Annotated in this window: 16 protein-coding genes; all 16 read right to left on the bottom strand. The window is 45.7% G+C overall.

The annotated features are described in order from the left end of the window. Positions 1–2: 2 nt before the first annotated feature. Positions 3–1331 carry a hypothetical protein gene (locus tag F8L24_RS07675; RefSeq protein ID WP_294954067.1) on the bottom strand — a complete coding sequence of 443 codons (1329 nt, stop codon included), beginning with the start codon at positions 1329–1331 and terminating at the stop codon, positions 3–5. A 106-nt stretch (positions 1332–1437) separates the two neighbouring features. Continuing rightward, complete coding sequence (locus F8L24_RS07670; protein ID WP_294954064.1) at positions 1438–1719, bottom strand: hypothetical protein; 282 nt, start codon at positions 1717–1719, stop codon at positions 1438–1440. A gap of 56 nt (positions 1720–1775) precedes the next feature. Continuing rightward, complete coding sequence (locus F8L24_RS07665) at positions 1776–4838, bottom strand: CusA/CzcA family heavy metal efflux RND transporter (protein ID WP_294954061.1); 3063 nt, start codon at positions 4836–4838, stop codon at positions 1776–1778. 8 nt (positions 4839–4846) lie between these two features. Next, positions 4847–5953 carry an efflux RND transporter periplasmic adaptor subunit gene (locus F8L24_RS07660; RefSeq protein ID WP_294954059.1) on the bottom strand — a complete coding sequence of 369 codons (1107 nt, stop codon included), beginning with the start codon at positions 5951–5953 and terminating at the stop codon, positions 4847–4849. Continuing rightward, positions 5946–7118, bottom strand: coding sequence for a TolC family protein (locus F8L24_RS07655; RefSeq protein ID WP_294954057.1), 1173 nt, complete (start codon positions 7116–7118; stop codon positions 5946–5948). The genes F8L24_RS07660 and F8L24_RS07655 overlap by 8 nt, the downstream gene beginning before the upstream one ends. 76 nt (positions 7119–7194) lie before the next feature. Next, positions 7195–7500, bottom strand: a complete 306-nt coding sequence (locus F8L24_RS07650) for a hypothetical protein (RefSeq protein WP_294954055.1) — start codon at positions 7498–7500, stop codon at positions 7195–7197. A gap of 39 nt (positions 7501–7539) precedes the next feature. Beyond that, the gene (locus F8L24_RS07645) at positions 7540–8841 is read right to left on the bottom strand and encodes an OprD family outer membrane porin (protein ID WP_294954053.1); all 1302 of its coding nucleotides are present in this window, start codon (positions 8839–8841) and stop codon (positions 7540–7542) included. 27 nt (positions 8842–8868) lie between these two features. Continuing rightward, positions 8869–9093, bottom strand: coding sequence for a FeoA family protein (locus tag F8L24_RS07640; protein WP_294954051.1), 225 nt, complete (start codon positions 9091–9093; stop codon positions 8869–8871). A 60-nt stretch (positions 9094–9153) separates the two neighbouring features. Beyond that, positions 9154–11274, bottom strand: coding sequence for a ferrous iron transport protein B (feoB, locus tag F8L24_RS07635; protein ID WP_294954048.1), 2121 nt, complete (start codon positions 11272–11274; stop codon positions 9154–9156). A 244-nt stretch (positions 11275–11518) separates the two neighbouring features. Further along, a complete protein-coding gene (locus tag F8L24_RS07630) occupies positions 11519–12940 on the bottom strand; it encodes a hypothetical protein (RefSeq protein ID WP_294954046.1) in 1422 nt (473 codons plus the stop codon). 198 nt (positions 12941–13138) lie between these two features. Next, positions 13139–13696 carry a CDP-diacylglycerol--glycerol-3-phosphate 3-phosphatidyltransferase gene (gene pgsA / locus F8L24_RS07625; protein WP_294954099.1) on the bottom strand — a complete coding sequence of 186 codons (558 nt, stop codon included), beginning with the start codon at positions 13694–13696 and terminating at the stop codon, positions 13139–13141. Positions 13697–13971: 275 nt separating this feature from the next. Further along, the gene (locus F8L24_RS07620; protein ID WP_294954043.1) at positions 13972–14751 is read right to left on the bottom strand and encodes an enoyl-ACP reductase; all 780 of its coding nucleotides are present in this window, start codon (positions 14749–14751) and stop codon (positions 13972–13974) included. After that, positions 14751–15647: a 4-hydroxy-tetrahydrodipicolinate synthase gene (dapA, locus tag F8L24_RS07615; protein WP_294954040.1), complete on the bottom strand. Its 897-nt coding sequence runs from the start codon at positions 15645–15647 to the stop codon at positions 14751–14753. Before dapA ends, F8L24_RS07620 begins: the two co-directional genes overlap by 1 nt. A gap of 50 nt (positions 15648–15697) precedes the next feature. After that, positions 15698–16966 (bottom strand): pitrilysin family protein, encoded by a 1269-nt coding sequence (locus tag F8L24_RS07610; RefSeq protein ID WP_294954037.1) that lies wholly within the window; start codon positions 16964–16966, stop codon positions 15698–15700. 106 nt (positions 16967–17072) lie between these two features. Continuing rightward, entirely contained in the window at positions 17073–18137 is a 1065-nt protein-coding gene (locus F8L24_RS07605; RefSeq protein WP_294954034.1) for a quinone-dependent dihydroorotate dehydrogenase, read from the bottom strand. A 73-nt stretch (positions 18138–18210) separates the two neighbouring features. Next, positions 18211–18885 (bottom strand): class I tRNA ligase family protein (locus F8L24_RS07600; RefSeq protein ID WP_294954031.1); only part of this gene is annotated, 675 nt, incomplete at its 5' end.

Below are 18885 nucleotides of genomic sequence, written 5' to 3'. Positions count from 1 at the left end.
TCCTAAAATGCGTGTGCGCCATGTGCGCCTGCTTCAATAGTGAAATCTAAAAGTATCTGAGAGATGTTCTTGCGTTGGTCGGCAAGATCTCCAAATGCTTTTGATCGGTCATACGAGTATTCAAGCCTGAATTTGGTGAATTCAAATGGTGAATATTGAAGGACTGCGGAAAAACGGTCGAGATCATCAGGTTGAGAATCGAGGTTTTTATACAGTGAGTCATAACGTACTCCTCCCTGCCAGTTCTGGTTGTATTTGTAGGTAAGTTGCGTATAGTACCCCGCCTGTTTTTCTTTGCCGATGTCAGTTGTTTTGTTTCTGTAAAGCAGTTCGGACTGCCAGGTAAGAGAACTGTAACTGCTTAGTGCCACAAGCGCTGTCAGGTCGGCACCGTAGACATCTGTATTGAGACCCTGTTCATTCTTGCCATGCAAAATGGAAGCACCGGCAAGGAGAGTGCTTGTATCACCTATGTCAAAACTGCTTTTCAGGTAGCCGATATAAAGGTTGTTCTTCTCGGTATCTCCAAAGCTTACATCATTGCTGCCCTGCATTGCTTCAATTCCGGCCATCACATAGGTATCGGTCGGCAATACCCATTGGAGCTGTACGCCTGCATCATTGATGCCTTCAGAACCGAAAAGTGCATTGAAGACAAGCGGTTGAGAGGTAAATTTCCATGCATGCTGATGGATAGCGTTGATACGCCCGAACTCACTTCTGAATTTACCCAGTTTGGCACGAAGCCCATAGGGCATACTTCGGCTGGTAATGTATGCTTCTTCAATCTCGAATTCATCTGGTTGGAGATGGAAAATGGCATCGGCATCAAAGTAGGGACCTACGGTAGAGTGCATACTGATCTCAGCATAGTTGAAATTGAATCCTCTGTCTTTATTGAACGGTATTTCATTCGGGTTTGCGGCATTATAGGTGCTGAATCCCGGGATATATTGTGTCTCGTAAGTACTGTTGTCTACATTTCGGCCTACTGCTGAACCGTCGAGTATGAGGGCTATGTCCGGCAAAAAAGATTTTTGATCGAATGTCTGTGTATGCTGTTCAGATGGCATAGTGTCTTCTGCTGTGGTGTAAGTGCCTTCCTCTTCAATCGGCTTGGGTTGGTGCTTATGGTGCTTCACGGTTTTGCTTTTTGTTGCAGCATGTGTTGCTGTATGCTGCTGTTTCTTTTCAAGCTCAGCAACACGTTTTTGAAGTGCCTGTGTTGTTTTGATCTGTTGTGCCAGGAGTGCTTTTACCTCTTCGAGTTCGCTTTGTGCGAAAAGGCTGACGGAAGCAGCCATGGACAACAGTATGATTTTCTTTGTCATCAGTATTTTCCTTATATTATACGACATAATGTCATGCCGGCCTGTTTAGCCATTTGAGTCAAATAGGCATAGCTATGGTGATAGTGAATATGGATTTAGGGGGTATTTAGGAAAACAGAGGAGGAGCGTGGGCATCGAAACCTTTACGTAGTTCGTAAGCAAAAAGGGATCGATGCAGTGAGATCTTTTGATAATAAGTATTGTCTATGGCAGGCAGGGTAGTAGGATCGGGTATATCTCCGTTATGAAGGTTTTTGACAATAATACATATTTTACAGTCATGATGGGATGCAAGTACATCATGGTGAATGTGTGTTGCTCCCAGATAGGAAGAGAAAAGATAGAATAAAAGAAGGAAATGTACGATACGTTGTTTGAACTGTTTCATACATCTCTCCTTTTTTGATGGAAGTATAGCCTATTTTGGTATAAATTTTCTATCTTTTAGTTATGACCCTCGTCACTCTTTTTAAAAAACAATACATACAACCCCGGAAGTATCAGCAGTGTCAACAGGGTTGATGAGATGATACCGCCTGTTACGACGACCGAGAGCGGATACTGTATCTCAGACCCGACACCCGTGGCGAAGAGCAGCGGCAAGATACCGAACAGGGTGGTAAAGGCGGTCATCAGGACAGGTCTGAGTCTCAGCAGCGTGGCGTCTTTTACCAGGATGGGCATTTTGACATCGGGGAATTTCTTGTGCAGCCCATCGATAAAGGAGACCAGCACGATCCCGTTGAGGATGGCAATGGCGAAGATGGCGATGAAACCGACGATGGCGGAAACACTCAGGTATTCACCGCTGATGAGCAGTCCCGCGATCCCGCCTATCATTCCCAGAGGAACCCCAAGCAGGATGAGGAAAGCCTTTTTGAACGAATTGAACGCCGTGTAGAGCAGCAGCAGGATCAGAAGCAGGGTGACCGGTATGATCAGTGCCAGTGTCGCTGTGGCTTCCTGCATGTTCTTGAAGTCTCCGGCCCATTTGATGTAGTAACCGTTAGGTATGTTCACCTCTTTTTTTATCTTCGCATCGGCTTCTTCAACGAAAGAAGCGATGTCCCGACCTTCTACATCCATGGAAAGTACCATATAACGGCTCAGGTCTTCACGTTTGATAAATGAAGGCCCCTGTATCACTTTAATATCACAGACTTCATCGAGCCGTACCATTTTTCCTGTATTGCTTCGCAGCAGTACCGCCTTGATGGATGCTATATCTTTCTTTGCTCCCTTGATTTTGGGAACGATACCGAAACGCCGGATACCTTCGATCTTTTCAGTCACAGGCTCTTCACCGATACCGTTCCGGATGACACGCATCACTTCATCGACATTGATGCCGTAGCGTGAAAGCGCCAGATAGTCAGGGCGTATGGTGATCTGGGCCTGACCCAGCTGTGTTTCTATCTCCGGTCTTTCCAAGCCTTCGATGCCGGAGACCGTCTGTTGTATCTGTGTGGCGATCCTGTCCATGACTTTCTGGTCTTCACCGTAGATCTTGACGGCAAGTTCCGCTTTGACCCCTTCGAGGAGTTCTTCAATACGCATGGCGATAGGCTGTGTCGGTATGAACTGCACGTAAGGGAAACTGTTCTGCAGTTCTATGGTCATGCGGTGTGCCAGTGTTTCTATATCTTTGACATCCGGTTTGAGGGTCAGAAGTATTTCCATGTAGTTGCCCTGCGCCGTTTCGCCCTTTTCGCTTCTCCCTATCATGGAGAGTACGGAGCTGACCTTATTGGGGTAATGTGAAAGGATATGCTTTTCAATGGCTTTACTCGTTTCGACACTTTGCCCCAACGCTGTTCCTGGAATGGAAATAACACGGTACATGATGGACTCTTCATTGAGTTCAGGCATGAACTCACGTCCCTGCTGTGTCAGGAGTGCTGCAAGAATACCAAAGATAACAAAGGTGACGATGATGAGCTTTTTGGCATTCTTCAGTGCAAATTCCAGCATGGGTGTGTATACACTTTTGATGGCATTCATCAGCGGTGAGTTGGAGTGTTTCCCTGTTTTGAGCAGCATAAAAGAAAGTACAGGAACGAGCAGAAGTGCCACGGCAAGTGAGCCGAGCATAACAAAGACAATATCCAGGGCCATTGGGGTATAGAGTTTCCCTGCCAGGCCCTTCAGACTCAAAAGAGGGATGAAAACCACTGCAATGATAAGCAGAGCGAAAATAACAGGCTTGGCAACTTCTGCCGTTGCCATAGAGATCACTTCTGCCCGTCCGAGTTTGGGATTGTCATGCAGCAGCCTGAAGCTGTTCTCCACCACGACGATGGTTCCGTCCACGATCATACCGATGGCGATGGCCAGTCCCGAAAGGCTCATCAGGTTGGCTGACATGCCATATTCCTGCATCATCAAAAAGGCGATCAGAAGCGAGAGCGGGAGGGAGAGAATGACGATAAATGCCGAACGTAGTTCAAAGAGGAATAAAAAGAGCACGATGGCAACAAGAATGGAGCCGGTCAACAGAGCGGATGTCATTGTACTTACCGCTTTATGGGTGATCTCGGTCCTGTCATAAATGGTCCTGATGCTTACCCCTTTGGGCAGTGCGGCATTGACAAGAGGGAGCTTCTTTTTGATCGACTCGACGACTTTGGCCGCATTGGTACCGCTTCGCTGCAATACCATACCGAACATCGCTTCTTTTCCGTCAATGGTCACGGCACCGAAACGGGGTGCTTTCCCCGTTTTGACCTCCGCCACATCCGCAATGGTGACCGCCAGAGCATCTTTGCTGCGAATGACAGTGTTTTTAATGTCATCCAGGGTCTGGTAAAAGCCTGCACCGCGAATGAGATACTGCTCTTTATTGAACTCGAGGTACTGTCCGCCTGCGGATATGTTGGAGCGCTCCAGTGCTTCAACGATCTCATCATAAGTGGTATTGGTCGCCTGAAGGCGCTTTGGGTCTATGAGAACATTGTATTGCTTGGTGAATCCTCCCCAGCCTATGACATCCTCCACACCATCGACCGACTTGAGCAGCGGCGTAACGATATATTCCTGTATTTCACGCAGTTTTGTCAATGACAGTGTGTGACTGCTGTCTGTGATCTGATACCAGAATACCTGACCCAGGCCGGTGGTATTGGGTCCCATAGTGGGTTTGCCCCAGCCTTTGGGTATCTCGATCGTATTGAGGCGTTCGGTGACCAGCTGTCTGAGAAAATAAGTGTCATATTTATCCTCAAAGAAGATGGAAACATAGGAGAGGCCGAAAATGGAATTGGAGAGGATCATCTTCACTCCCGGGAGTCCGGACATGGCGGCCTCGATAGGGTAGGTGATGAGTTTCTCGATATCTTCAGCCGAGTTTCCGGGGCTCTCTGTGTAGATGACCACCTGTTTTGGCGTGATGTCAGGAAAGGCATCTACAGGGATATCTTTATAGGCTTTGTATCCAAAACCTGCGACAGCGATAAAAAGTGTGAGGATCAGGAATTTATACTGTATCAACAGTTCAAAAAATCTTGTCATGTCAACCCCTAGTCCCCATCACCGATTGAAGATTTCAGCAGCATAGATTTGACGAAGTAGACACCGGCGGAAACATATGCCTCACCTGCATCAAGTCCTTCAATGGCAACATCATCCCCATAGTAGGCAATGATCTTGACAACTTCTGGCAGATAGGGGATTTCTTCATGCTCTTTGGCTTCTTCTTCCTTTTTGTTATGTCCGTGTGCCTTTTCACTTTTATGGGCTTCCACAAAAACGACCCATTCCCCCTGAAAGAGGGAGAGAGCAGACTTTTTTATCATGAGTGCATTTCTATACGGTTCAAGCGAGATATCCATCTCGGTAAAGGCATTGATGAGTATGTTCCTGGGAGAATTCATCATCATAAAAAGTACTTTTGCACGCTGCGTCTCTTTGTCTATGGTAGGCAGAAGCTGAACAAAATGTGCGGGGTACTGTTTACCGGCAAAGCGGATGAAACCGGTTGTTTTTGGGGTTACCTTCATGGCATCATTCAAATCCAAATAGGCGATGGCATAATAGGCACTTTGATTTACGATGGACATCAGCGGGTCTTCCGCATTGACATTGGAATGTAGGGGTACGAAGATCTCTCCTACCACACCGTCTGCATGGGCACGGAGAATGAACTGGTCCGTAGCGCTTTTCAGTTTTTCGGCATCGATCCCGAGTGAGTCGAGCTGGGAAGCCAGAGCGCTTTGCTGGGCAAGAACCTCTTCTATCTCGATGATCTTCTGATTGAGTTCATTCTGTGAGGTCAACCCTTTTTTGTAGAGTTTCCTTGCCGTAGCGAGCTGTTCTCTGGCTGCTTTGGCCTGCTGCCGCAGTGCGACATAGTCCGCAGACATCTTCGAGAGTGCGATGGATTCTATGAGGACCACCTTGTCACCCGCTTTGACATGCTGTCCCGTTGTCACGAAATACTTCTCGACATGTCCCGGAAGCCTGGAGACGATCTTCTGTTTCTGGTCGGAAAGCTGTGTGATCTGTGCATTGGTCCGGACGATCTTCCCGAGCGGTTTCATCCTGGCGTGGTCCATGATGATCCTGTTCGTAGCCGTTTCGTTTGCGAAAGCCAGCATCGGCAGTATCAAAAGTAAAGTTTTAATCATTGTAGTCTCCTTGTAAAAAACGTAATTCTATTTTCTGGTCGTTGATCATTTTCTGTGTCTGAAGCAGGGCTTTTCTTGTCTGGATGAGCTTGTTCTTTGCGGTCATCAGCTGGAAGAGAGAGCCTTTGGCTATTTTGTAGCCTTCCTGAAGAAGGGCAGTGAGTTCCTGCTGTTCGTTCTGCAGTGTTTTCAACACATAATATTGCTGTGAAAGCTCTCTGATGGCGGCTTTGAACATCTGTTTTTGCGAACGCGTGTTGATGGAGAGCTGTTCATTGTTCAGCTGTGTCTGCTGCATTTTGAGTTTTGCCAGCATCCGTTCTTCACTCCTGTCATTGTTGATGGAGAGAGGAATGTTCACCCCCACACGTACGATGCCCTGGTCGGGTTCCTGCTCCACACCTGCGTAAAGGTCAAAGTTCCTAAAACTGCTTTGGTTGATGCTGTAGTCGCTCCGGTAGAGTTTCTCTTTCGCTTTGAGTATCTGCTGCTGCGGACTCAGCTTTGCACTGCTTTTTGTCTTTGAGGAGATAGAGTAGATGAACTTCTTTTCGAGTGAAACCTTCTGTGTCAGGCCCGCAACGGCAAGCAGCTGGTAATAGAGCTTTGCAAGCTGCTGTTTCGTCGTGTACATCTGCGTTTTGAGCGTCAGCGTCTCCGTTTTGGCCTGAAGGTAGGCGACACGGTTCTCCGAACCGCTCTCGTAGCGCTCTTTTACCATGGCTGTTACCCTGTTGGAGAGTGTATACTCCTGCTTGAGCAGCGTGAGCATTTTACTCTGGAAGACGTACTCCGTATAGAGGGTTTCGAGTGTTTTGATGTAGCCGGCTCTTCCCTGTGTGACGAATGCTTTGCTTAGCAGTGATGTCGCAGTGGCTTTCTCCTGAAGGCCGTTCATGTAGCTTCCGGTACGGATGGTCTGAGAGATGCCGGCGGCATATTCGACATCGCTTCCTCCAACCTTCTCGTTATAGTTCGAGAGTTCGAGGTTCAGTGTCGGGTTCGCTGCCCTCAGCAGTATGTTGTTCCGCTGCTGTGCCGTTTGCAGGGTGAGTGACTGGCTTTTCAGTATGTTTGAGTGTTTGAGTGTTTTTGTCTTGAATGTCTCGTAACTCATCCCGAAAAGGCTGAGTGAAAATACAGACAAAATCAATAGTGTTTTCATAGGTGTTATCCTTAAATTAAGTTATGCTAAAAATAGAGAAGTGTTCTTTTGAGAGAACTATGGTGTAGAAAGGGTATTAGGCTATCGGAGGTTTATTTTCGGTAGATTGGAACGGCGGATGGTAACTCAGAAGTATACTGTCTGGCTGCTCTCTGCGGGAATGTGTACCGAAGAAGGCAATAACAGGTGTAATGATCGCTGCCATATGAAAAAGATGATGCAGGTCACAAAGATCGCTGCATTCCGTGCTTTGTGACTGCTCCATGACATATTCCTGGACACTCTCATGTATACAGCGGTCTTCCGAAGCAATAATGGAGGCATGCGTAATATTCAGCATCATGGCGAACAACAGTATAATGTGTACAAAACGTGATTGCATAGCATACTTCCTTTCAATCATTATTATTATACCATTAAATCAATTAAAATTATAGTTTACAATAAATCGAAACTGTTTAAAATTCTTCAGTGCAGTATTGTCCCCGTCTTTGCCTGCATCAAATCTTACCGAGGCAAATGCGGCTGTAAGAGAAAGTTTGTCACTCCAGGCATATTCAAAGACAGTATCAGTCTCATGTGATTCATACAGTCCGCTGTCTCTGGCCTGAAAATTTCCGTAGGCGATACCGGCAACAAGACCGTTGATGCCTATGACGTCAAAATGGTATCCGGCACCGATCATCCACGCGCTTCCTGCACTGCCTACGGCATCAAGGGTTTGGTTTTCCATGGACGTGAAGAACGGTCCTCCTCCGAGGCTCAGGGGAGTTGCGCCTGTTCTGCCGTTATCCTGGTTGTATGCCGCAAGAATATGGAGACCAGCCGCTTCTTCGGCAAATTCCATACTGATACCATAGGTGTCGGCATCCTGCTCTCTCAAAAGCGCTGCACCGTTCTGGTGCGAACCGTCATACTGAAGTCCCATTGTCAGTACCGTGTCTTTGGAAAAATGGATATGATAGCCCGCTTCTGCATACAGAACATCCGCAATATCAATATAGTTATAGTACCAAAGGCTCAGGGAAAGTTCTTTGATACCTTCATAGAGGGCCGACACATAGAAAATGCCGTTTGTATCGCCGCTTCCCAGTGTCTTTCCTGTGTTGACGAACTTTTGTGCATCCACACCGTTTTCCCAGCCCGCCATTTTAGTGATGAGCCCTGCTGAGAGTGTCAGTCCCTCTATGTCATTGTTTCTGAGCGTATAGGCTTCAAAATAGTTGGGTATCATGCGTATGTCATCGCTGTCGGCATGCGGAGTGTCAAGTAGCTGTCTTCCGAGTTTGATCTCTGTATTTCCCCACTTTCCGTCAAGGTAGGCTTCTGTAAGCTGAATGAAACTGTTGCCATCGGCATCAAAAAAATCAGGGTTGAGGTTGAGAGGATTCTGATTGACCCCGAGGTTGAGAACCGTATAGGCAGAAAGCCCGACCTTCAGTCCGTTCCACCGTTTGGTATCGAGATGATAGTGACCGCCAAGTGCATAGCCGCTGTTACGTTTGCTGCCATCTTCTTTATGCGTGATATATCCGGTACGAAGCTGACCTGTAGTGTGTTCCAGCGGATTGTTCATGCCAAGAACATTTCTGACCGTTTTGACCTTGATCTGATCCCGGCTAAGTACGGTGGTATTGTTTTCTTTGTTCCTGTCCAGGACTTCCCCGTATGTATCAATACTCATTATCATTAATAATATTGCGCCAAGCAGTATCTGTTTCATTGTGATGTCTCCTCCTCAGGAATGAACTTATATTTTTTGTACTTCTATCTTGTCCGCTTCGTCAGCTCTTACCGCAATCAGTGTAGAGCCTACTTCTATCTCCATGGTCTGTTTGGCAATGGAGCAGCCTTTGACGGTAAGTTCTTCTCCCCGCATAACACCAAAAGAGTGCAGGCGGTCTTTCAGTGCTTTATCGGCATGGAGCTTGATGATCTCCGCTCTGTCGCCTTTTGTCAGCTCTGTCAGTTTCATTTGATTTCCTTTTGTTTTTTCCTATGGGTATCTCTCATAATAGTGCCATGGTGTATGTGCCTATCCTGATATGAGCCGGGTCACATGATAGGCAATAAAACTCAGTATCCAGGCACTGGCCGTTGTCATAAAGAACAGGTAGACCAGATACTTCCACCCTCCTGCTTCTTTGGCAAAGACTGCCGAAGCTGCAAAGCAGGGAAGATAGATCATAACAAAAACAATAAAGGCCACAGCCGATGCGAACGGTATCTGCGCCTTGATCTGTGCAATGAGGCTGTTACTGTCCTGGTCGACCTGGTCACCCAGTGAGTAAAGGACGCCGAGTGTCGATACTACCACCTCTTTGGCTGCCAGCCCCGCTTCAAGTGCTACAGACATTTTCCAGTCAAATCCCAGAGGAGCAAAGAAAGGTTCCGATGCATGACCGATCCTTCCGAGGTAACTCTCTTCAAGCAGTTTGGCAGACAGGGTATTGTTGAGCTGGGCTTTTTCTTTCGGACTTTGTACCTGTTCCATTTTTGTCTGGTAAGCTGCTTCAAGTTCATGGTTCTTGGGGTAATTGCTGGCAAACCATACCAGTATCGCTGCACCCAGAATGAATGTGCCGGCTTTTTTCAGGTATGATTTTGACTGGCCGTAAACCGTATGCCAGATCAGTTTGAAAGAGGGCATACGGTATTTTGGCATTTCCATGACAAAGGGTTCGTCATCACCCTTAAAGACAAATGTTTTCAATACTTTTGCCATCATCAGTCCGAAAATAGCACCGGAAATATAAATGATGAAAAGAATGTTCCCTGCATGTTCCTGACCGAAAAATGCACCTGCAAAAAGTACATAGATGGGAAGACGCGCACCACAGCTCATAAAGCCTATGATGAAAAGAGTAATGAGCCTGTCTTTCTCATTTTTGAGTGTACGGGCTGCCATATAGGCAGGTACGGAGCATCCGAATCCTGTAACAAGGGGAATAAAGCTTTTACCGTGCAGACCGAACTTGTGAAAAAACCCGTCAAGCAGAAAGGCTACACGGCTCATATATCCTGTTGTTTCAAGCAGTGCGATTCCGAAGAAAAGGATGATAATATTGGGCAGAAACATAATAACTGCCCCTACGCCGGAAATAATACCGTCAGCTACCAGCGAACCGAGCTGTCCGTCTCCAAGAATCTGCTTTGCCAAATCGCCAAGCCAGACAAATGAGGCATCGATGTAATCCATGGGCACCGACCCGAGCTCGAAAGTAAGCTGAAAAAGTGCCCACATAAAGAAGAGGAAAAGCGGTATACCGAGAAATTTGTTGATCAGCAGATTATCTATCTTCTGTGTCAGGTTCTTGGCTTTCATAGATTTGACAGACATCACTTCCATTTTTGCCCCTTTGGCAAAGGCAAAATGCTCATCGGCAAAGATCTCTTCAAGATTTTTGGTTCCCATATGGAGGTAAATATGTTGCAGTGCCTCTCTGATGATAGGCAGCAGTTCTATCCAGATAGGCTCGTCATGCATTTTTTTGTAGGTTTCTTCGTCCTCCTGAAGCAGTTTGACGGCAAGATGGCGGTAGGGAAGGGTACTTTTATAATTTTTTTCCTTCATAAACGTGACTATACGGTCGATCTCCTCTTCAATAGGATCAGAATAGATCACTTTGGAAGACGTTTCCGGTTTCACATACACATCCACAATAGCTTTTTTGAGTGTTTCGATCCCTTCTTTGGTATTGGCAGACGTTTTGATGCAGGGAACACCGAGAATGACAGAGAGCTGTTTGTCGTCTATCTCTATGCCTTCTTTTTGTGCTTCATCTGTCATGTTAAGTGCCACGACAACCTTTTTACCGGTTTCAAGAAGCTGTGTTGTAAAAAGCAGGTTTCTCTGGAGATTGGTGGAGTCCACGACATTGACAATAATATCATACTCGTCACTTTGCAGAAAACTTTTGGTCACTTTCTCTTCAATGGTATATTCGGTCAGAGAATAGGCACCCGGAAGATCGATAATATGTACTTCATAGTCAGTACATTTCGCTTCATCGCAGAGGTTGAATATTACTTCCGTTTTGTCAACGGTGACACCCGAAAAGTTCCCTACTCTGAGTTTGGCATTTGATATGGCATTAATAAGCGAAGATTTTCCGACATTGGGCTGTCCCGCAAGAGCAACAACGATCTTTTCCATATATAAAATATCCTTATAATGTTATAACATTTAAATTGAAAATAGTTATCATTTAATTTATGTAAGGGTAATTTACTCTTATTTTTCTTAAAGAAGTGTTAAATTGACAGTGATTATCAATAAATAAGTTTAAAAATTTTCAGAAATGATTTTAGGAGATGAAAAGAAGGAAAGGTATTTTGGTAACTCTCCCAAAGAAGAGTTACCGATGTGCCCCAAAAAAAAGGGCGGCTTGAAAATGATCTTAGAATGTATAAGTCAAGTAAGCCTGAATTGTATCGGCAGTAAATGTTCCGTTAGCAATATTTGCACCGTTAGCATCTGTTGATGTATAGTCAGAGTAAATATACGCAAGCTGTACATCAAGTCCGTATGCTTTGGCACCTACAAGTGCAGTAAATTCATTCATGTCAATTGTGTTACCCGCAAAATCAAGGAATGGGTTTGCGTCTGAAACAGAAGTATACTGAGCCATAAGCTCTATACCGTTAAAGATAGAAAGATCGCCTACATTGTAGCTTGCAGCCGCAGCAAATGTATCTGCACCAGACTGTCCTACAAGGCCATAGTTCCACCATGCTTCTGTATAGAGTTTAGACTGACCTGAATTTGCTTTTGAACCCCAGCCAAAACCACCGGCACCGGCACCATTCATGATTGTAGCGGTGTTCGCTACAGGAAGCGCAGTGTGTCCTGCTGCAACATCGTCAACAGCAGAATAGGCTGCCCATACGTTGAACGCATCCATTTTATAACCGATTTTTCCGGCAAATGCAGAAGAATCTTCAATAAGATTTGCAACACTACCGAGAGCATCATCAGGTGTCATCCATGCATACTGTGCACCAAGTGTGAAACCGCTGATCTCTGTATCACCCTGAATCCAAGCAGCCTGAGCAATGTCAAGAACGTCATAGTACCATGCCTGAGCAGTGACACCTGCAACTGTACCGATTGCGGCAACAGTCCATGCACCTTTGTCTGCAAATGCAGGAATGTAACCGTCATCACCTGTAAATCCGCCAGGGTTGCTGTCAAAAGTTGAAATTCTACCACCATTACCGTTACCATCATAGATATAACCTGCAACCAAAGTCAATGCATCGATAGGCTTAACAAGTGCTACCGCAGCATCGAATGTGTTTGGAGCGATGTTCCAAGTTTCACTAAATGCAAGTGGTGTATCAAGAGTCTGACGACCGAGAACTACCGTTGCTTTACCGTCAAACATTGTACCAGTTACATTGAATGTATCGATCCAGAGTGCATCACCTATACTTGTATATGGAGCTGCACCCGGTACGTTTGCCAATGCACCGTTTGTTGCATCAGCACCGGCATAAAGCCATACACCGCTTACTACTGAATCATCAAGACCAAGTGTAAACAGACCGGTTGCACCGAAGTTTACTTTCCATGTATCTGCAAATGCATAAGATACATCTACGCTTGCTGCACCCTGGCCTGTTGCAGATGCCTGATCGAAGAGACTTCTGTCATCACTTGGAAGGTTTGTTGTTGTTGTATCATAGTACAGTTTGAAATCTCCACCTACTGTCCATGGAGATGTTTCTTCTACTACTACTGGAGCCGGAGCGATATCACCGCCAGCAAACGCACTACTTACTGCAATTGCAGCTATTAAACTAAGCTTTGTAAACTTCATTTTTTATCCCTTGTATTGTTTTTACGAACGTATCATATCATAATGATTAATGAAAAGTCAATGAAAAATTAATATTTTTGTTTAAAAAGTGTCGTTTTACTGTATTTTGTAAGAGACTATTGTTCATATATAAGCTAAAAAGGACAGAAATAGCCAATATACATTAAATAGTTAACAATAGATTAATTTTTGTATGGGTTATAGTTGTGTATGTGTAAAAAAATCTCTGACATATTCATATCCGGAATAAAGTGTCAGTACAACGGCGATCCATAAAAGAAGTGTACCTCCGGGCCATTGCATCAGCAGGAAGCCGATTGCGATCATTTGTGCAACCGTTTTGACCTTGCCCATCCAGGATGCAGAGATATCCATCCCCTGGCTCATTGCCGAGACACGCAGTCCGGTAATGAAAAGCTCACGGGTGAGAATGAGGAAGATGGCCCAGGGTGAAGCACTGCCGAGCATCATCAGGCCGAGAAAACCGGCCAAAGTAAGCATTTTGTCTGCAAGGGGGTCGAGAATGGCACCCAAAGTGGTGATCTGGTTAAAGGTACGGGCAATGTAGCCGTCAAAAAAATCGGTAGCGGAGGCGACTACAAAAATAAACGCGGCAAAATAATTCAGCCAGGATTTGTCAATACCTTCAAAAAAGGAAGCGTTCTGGTTGACAAGAAAAAGGAACATCAGGGGTGCAAGGAGCAAACGGATGAAGGCAAGGATATTGGGGATATTGAAGATCTGTGATCGTGTCATCATCTGTTTTTTTCCTTCTTTTCTTTGTTTATCAAGCTTCCTCTTATTTCTATCGAGGTGTTTTTATTCTCTTCATTTTTTTCTCAAAGAGAATGATGACTTCGTCACCGCTTCACTTCATAAGAGAAAAAACGAAGCAAAAAATCGTCATCTCTCTCGAATCGCTTCGTTTTAAAGGTCGTTCGAGATGACAGGTACACTTCGTGATGAATGGAAACGTGTAGGGTGTGTAACCACGCATCATAAACTCATTTTCTCTCCTCAATCCATTCCGCTTAGCGGAATGTCGTCCCGCCGTCCACTACGATGGTCTGTCCGGTGATCCAGCCGGCTTCGTCTGTACAGAGAAAATAGACCGACCCGGCAAGGTCTTTGGGGTTTCCCATTCTGTTTAGGGCAGAACGCTTGATGGTTTCGGCTTTGACCTCTTCATAGTTTGTAAAGGCTTTGAGGGCATCCGTGTCGATAGGTCCGCCGGAGACAGCATTGACCCTGATGCCCATTTCTCCAAGTTCTACAGCGGCATAGCGAGCCATGGCTTCAACAGCGGCTTTGTTGGTGCCGTGTCCTGCATAATTTTCTATGTAAATGAGGTTACCCGTGGAACTGAGTGTCACAATGGCACCGCCGCCGACCTTTTCCATGCGTTTTGCCGCTTCCTGCGAACCGGCAACAAAGGCACCTACTGTTGCAGTATAAATGTTTGCCAAACCTTTTTTAGGTCTGAGTTTCATGAACTTTCCGTATCCGCCGACCACCGGACGGCCATAGATCATCGCATTGGAAACGAAGAAGTCCACTCTGTCAAAATCTTCATCGATCGAAGCAAAAAGAGGTTTGAACTGGTCCGTATCGAGAATGTCCAAAGGATAGGCTTTGGCTTTGATGCCGTATTTACTGCTAAGCTCTTCGGCGATGGTATCGGCTGCTTCTTTGTTGGAATTATAGGTAAATGCGACATTCACACCGTTTTGCGCAAACTTTTCGGCAACAGCCTTACCTATGCCTTTGGTTGCCCCTGTAACTACAAGGGTCTTTCCTTTCATCTCTGACATTATTTCACTCCTGCAATTTTATAGTTTTTCATGACATTTTCTATCTTTTTCATATTTTCACTGCTTGGTGCGACCAGGGGCAGCCGGTATTCAAGGGTATCGATAAGCCCGGCAATATACATAGCAGCCTTGATCGGAATGGGGTTGCTTTCGCAGAAAAGTATTTTGTTGATGTCAAAGAGTGCATCATTGATCTCTTTCGATCTTTTAAAGTCGCCGGCAAGGGCAGCATGGGAAAGTTCCGCTTTCATGTCGGGAAGCAGGTTTGCAGTGACAGAAGTCACTCCTTTACCGCCGCTGGCAAGGATGGGGAAATCAATGGCATCATCCCCGGAAAAGACATACAGTTCAGGCACTTTGGCCAAAAGTTCAACAGTTCTTTCTATGGAGCCTGTAGCTTCTTTGATACCCATGATGTTCTCTACATCGTCGAAAAGCTTTTTCACTGTGTCCGGTAAAATATCGACACCTGTACGTCCGGGTACATTATAGAGCATAAAAGGTACTTTGACTGCCGAAGCGATCGCTTTGTAATGCTGGTAAAGCCCTTCCTGGCTTGGCTTGTTGTAGTAGGGACTGACCGAGAAGATGGCATCTACACCGCAGGATTCTGCATGCCTTGCGATATCTATGGCTTCGTGTGTAGCATTGCTCCCGGCCCCTGCGAGTACTTTGGTTCCGGTATCTTTGCATACCTCTACCGTGATATCGATACATCTTTTATGTTCATCATGGCTCAGTGTTGCGCTCTCTCCTGTGGTGCCAACCGGACAGATCGCATCAATGCCGTTGTCGATCTGTCTCTGGATAAGCGCGGCATAGGTCGCTTCATCGAGTGTGCCGTTCTTGAATGGGGTAATGACAGCGGTGGTCGTACCGGTTATGTAATTGTTCATGCTCTATCCTGTTTTCATTTTATGTACTGCAGGCACTCTTCAGAAGCAAATTATTGTTTTGCTTCGTGTTTTTTAAGTATCACCGTGGTGGAGTAATTATGGTCAAAATACTTTTTTGCTACCCGTACAATGTCTTTGAGTGTAATTTTATCCAATTTCTCTTCATATTCAAGTAAAGGTTTTAGATTTCCTCTGGCAAGGTAGTCTCCGTAAAGGCTGGCGACCGAACTTGAACTCTCAAGCGAGTAAATGAATTCGGCTTTGGTGTTGATCTTGACTTTGTCAAGTTCTTCCTGTGTCACATCCCCGGCTTTGAGCTTTTCAAGTTCGGAGAGGATCTCTTTTTCCACTGCTTCCGGTTTGACCCCGGGTGAACAGAGCCCCATGATCAGGAAAACCCCGGGATCTTTCATTTCCATATTGTACCCGTAGATCTGGTTTACCATGTGTTTTCCCTGTACAAGGTCTTTTTCGAACCAGCTGCTTTTCCCTGTACTCAAAATATGGCTGATCGCAGAAAGTGCAACTTGGTCATCATCTTCAAAATTGGGAATGGAATAGACGATGGCAATGGTGTCCACCTGATTGCTTTCTTTATGCAGTATGGCTCTTTTGGCACCGTCTATTTTGGGTTCAACGGCTGTGACTTTCGGGATCTTGTGCTCGTTTTTGATCTTACCGAAATATTTTTTCGCTTCTTTGAAGACAGTTTTTGGCTTGATATCTCCTGCTACGACGAGTATGGCATTGGCAGGCTGATAGTAACGGTGGTAAAAATCTCGTATATCCTGGATCTTCCATGATTGTATATCTTCCATGAAACCAATGGGCAGCCAGTGGTACGGGTGGTAGACGAAATGGGTATTGAAGACCCGGAAATAGAGGTATCCCATAGGATTGTTGTCTGTTCTTAGACGACGTTCTTCTGCCACAACCTGACGTTCTTTCTGAAATTCCTTGTCTGTCAGTTTCAGGTTATGCATCAATTCTGAAAAAAGCTCAAGCGTCATAGGAAGATTTTTACTGGCCGTTTTAATGAAATAGTGTGTTTTGTCAAACCCCGTAGAGGCATTGTTGACACCGCCATGCTCTTTGACAATGACATCGAACTCCCCCTCTGTGAGATGCTTGGTTGATTTGAAATTCATATGCTCAAGCATATGGGCTATGCCGCTTTTGCCCATAACTTCGTTGCGGCTGCCTACTTTATAGTAGATATCCGTTGTGATGACCCCGGCATGGTTGTCCATGGGTATGACTACGACCTGCAGTCCATTGTCGAGTGTTTTACTGTAATGTTTTGGCAGTGAATTGGCCATGAGTGCTCCTGAAATTAAAAATAGTGCGAGCGCTATTTTTTTGATTGATGGCTGAATTGTTTTTCTATTATGCATAGTGTATTTCCTGTGGGCATTACGCACCCATTTATTTCCAATCGGCTCCGATGGCTTCTGAAATATGATTATAGCCATCATTCTTTAACAGTCTGACAAGTCCCTCATTGATTTCTTTAATGAGGGCCGGACCTTTGTAAACGAGCATACTGTAAACCTGCACAAGAGAGGCACCGGCTTTGATGCGCCTGTATGCTTCTTCGGCAGAGTCGATTCCCCCTACGGAAATGAGCAGCGTTTTGCCGTACAATTCTTTTGCGACCGCCTTGAAAAGGATATAGGATTTTTCGGTTAAAAGGGCTCCGGAAATACCGCCGAAATCCTTGGCATGCGGTGTGAGAGTGTAGTCAATGGTGGTATTGGTAGCGATGATGCCTGCCGCTCCTGCTTCCACCGCAGTCCTGCATAGAAGAATGGCATCTTCGGGTTCCATATCCGGTGCGATCTTTAGCAGGACAGGCTGAGAAGTGATCTGTTTGGCCATATTGAAGATCGCTCTGATGAAATGTTCATTCTGCAAATCTCTGAGCCCCGGTGTGTTGGGAGAAGAAATATTGATAACAATATAGTCACCGTAGTCTTTAAATGCTTTGAAAAGTGTCTCGTAGTCATTCAGTGCCTCGTTTTCCGGGGTCACTTTGTTCTTGCCGATATTGATACCGACCGGATAATCGAAAAAGTAAAGCTTTTTGAGCTGCTGGATCATATAGTAGCTGCCCTTATTGTTAAAGCCCATGGCATTTTGGATGGACCGGTCTGAAATGAGTCTGAAAAGTCTCGGTTTGGGGTTGCCGTCCTGCGGCCTGGGTGTGACGGTACCGATCTCGGTAAAGCCGAAACCCAGAGCCGGCATGGAAGTGATATACTGGCCGTTCTTATCGAAACCTGCACCGAGACCTACGGGGTTTTTGAATTTTCTGCCGAAGATCTCCTGTTCAAGCATTCGATCGGTTACGAAATACTGTTTTGCTATGAAATGCTGGATCGGCGGGCAGTAAGGCAGTATTCTCAGCCCGATGCCTGCGAAGGTATGTGCGGTTTCAGGATCGAAGTTGAAAAGTATTTTTTTGACGGTATCGTATGAAAAGAATGACACGGGGATGCTCCAATATAAATTGGTGATATTATAGCTAAATAAATTAATAGTAGACGAAGTCAGAGCATCGAACTTACGCTTTCTCCCACACCGTACCGTCTGCGGTATCCATAATGGATATTCCCATAGCGGTAAGTTCATTCCGGATAGCGTCAGAGCTAGCGAAATCTTTAGCTTGCTTGGCTTCGGTACGCTTCTGAAGCAGCGCTTCTATCTTGGTCTTGAGGGCTTCGTCTACACCTATCTGGAAGTAGGAGAAAGGCTCTTTGCCTCCAAAGCCGAGCAGCGTATCGATGAATTCGATGTTGGCTATGGTTTCTTTTTTGAGGGGTTTATCTTTGGGATTGGCATCGAGTTTTTCATTGGTCTCGGCGATCATTTCGTCGATGACAGAGAGGGCGACGGAAATGTTCAGGTCGTCGCTCATGGTATCAAGCAGCGTTTGTCTGAAGGTTTTGCTGACGGCAGACGCTTTGCCCGGCAACACTCTTTTTTTGAGCCTGTAGAGCTTGTCAAGTCTCTTTTTGGAAGTCAGCAGGTCCTCTTCGTTGAAGTTGAAGTCGTTGCGGTAGTGTACGGAATTCAGGTAATAGTGCAGTACTTCGCCGTCGTAGACCTCAAGAGCGTCTTTAAGGAAAAAAGAGTTGCCGAGACTTTTGCTCATTTTCTCCCCGTCCATCTGTACAAAACCGTTGTGCATCCAGTATTTGGCCAGTTCATGGCCCGTGGCACAGCGGCTCTGTGCTGC

Origin of the sequence: Sulfurovum sp. (assembly GCF_015493435.1) — a bacterium.
In the GTDB taxonomy this organism is placed as follows: Bacteria; Campylobacterota; Campylobacteria; order Campylobacterales; family Sulfurovaceae; genus Sulfurovum.
This window is presented reverse-complemented; position numbering and strand designations above follow the sequence as displayed.

Bases quoted from the DNA above. Each gene is read 5' to 3' on its own strand.
- F8L24_RS07675 (WP_294954067.1), bottom strand. From the start codon at position 1,331: ATGACAAAGAAAATCATACTGTTGTCCATGGCTGCTTCCGTCAGCCTT.
- F8L24_RS07670 (WP_294954064.1), bottom strand. From the start codon at position 1,719: ATGAAACAGTTCAAACAACGTATCGTACATTTCCTTCTTTTATTCTAT.
- F8L24_RS07665 (WP_294954061.1), bottom strand. From the start codon at position 4,838: ATGACAAGATTTTTTGAACTGTTGATACAGTATAAATTCCTGATCCTC.
- F8L24_RS07660 (WP_294954059.1), bottom strand. From the start codon at position 5,953: ATGATTAAAACTTTACTTTTGATACTGCCGATGCTGGCTTTCGCAAAC.
- F8L24_RS07655 (WP_294954057.1), bottom strand. From the start codon at position 7,118: ATGAAAACACTATTGATTTTGTCTGTATTTTCACTCAGCCTTTTCGGG.
- F8L24_RS07650 (WP_294954055.1), bottom strand. From the start codon at position 7,500: ATGCAATCACGTTTTGTACACATTATACTGTTGTTCGCCATGATGCTG.
- F8L24_RS07645 (WP_294954053.1), bottom strand. From the start codon at position 8,841: ATGAAACAGATACTGCTTGGCGCAATATTATTAATGATAATGAGTATT.
- F8L24_RS07640 (WP_294954051.1), bottom strand. From the start codon at position 9,093: ATGAAACTGACAGAGCTGACAAAAGGCGACAGAGCGGAGATCATCAAG.
- feoB (WP_294954048.1), bottom strand. From the start codon at position 11,274: ATGGAAAAGATCGTTGTTGCTCTTGCGGGACAGCCCAATGTCGGAAAA.
- F8L24_RS07630 (WP_294954046.1), bottom strand. From the start codon at position 12,940: ATGAAGTTTACAAAGCTTAGTTTAATAGCTGCAATTGCAGTAAGTAGT.
- pgsA (WP_294954099.1), bottom strand. From the start codon at position 13,696: ATGACACGATCACAGATCTTCAATATCCCCAATATCCTTGCCTTCATC.
- F8L24_RS07620 (WP_294954043.1), bottom strand. From the start codon at position 14,751: ATGTCAGAGATGAAAGGAAAGACCCTTGTAGTTACAGGGGCAACCAAA.
- dapA (WP_294954040.1), bottom strand. From the start codon at position 15,647: ATGAACAATTACATAACCGGTACGACCACCGCTGTCATTACCCCATTC.
- F8L24_RS07610 (WP_294954037.1), bottom strand. From the start codon at position 16,966: ATGGCCAATTCACTGCCAAAACATTACAGTAAAACACTCGACAATGGA.